This window comes from Nocardioides epinepheli, from assembly GCF_037936805.1.
Lineage (GTDB): Bacteria > Actinomycetota > Actinomycetes > Propionibacteriales > Nocardioidaceae > Nocardioides.
The window spans coordinates 1-501 of the sequence record NZ_JBBMMC010000038.1; the positions used below are offsets into that span (position 1 = coordinate 1).

1 protein-coding gene is annotated in these 501 nt (G+C 65.9%); it reads left to right on the top strand.

What is annotated here, in order from left to right; all coding sequences use genetic code 11:
- Positions 1-501, top strand: a 501-nt coding sequence (locus WMR31_RS22115; protein WP_340541104.1) for a CLIPPER-2 domain-containing protein, incomplete at both ends; no start/stop codon positions are given.

The window sequence follows — 501 nt, forward strand, 5'->3', positions numbered from 1 at the left end:
ACTCCGTCGATCGCGTTGGACAAGCAGGTCGCCTCGATCGAGGACACGAACGACTCGGGTCTGGTCGATGCGGGTGATGAGATCACCTACACCTTCACCGTGACCAACACCGGGAACGTGACCTTGGACCCGGTGCAGGTCAACGACCCGCTGGTCGGTGCGGTGACGTGTGCGCCGAACGCGTTGGCGCCGACGGAGTCGGTGACGTGTACGGCTGCGCCGTACACGATCAAGCAGTCCGACCAGGGTGGGAATGTGGTCAACACCGCCACCGTGACGGGTACCCCGCCGCGTGGCCCGGACGTGAAGTCCACCGACACCACCACGACGGGCGTCGACACGCCGGCGCCGTCGATCGAGCTGGACAAGTCCGTCTCCGCGATCGACGACGTCGACGGCTCGGGTGTGACCGATGCGGGCGACGAGATCACCTACTCCTTCACCGTCACCAACACCGGCAACGTGCCGCTGAGCTCGGTGCGGGTCGATGACCCGAAGCTG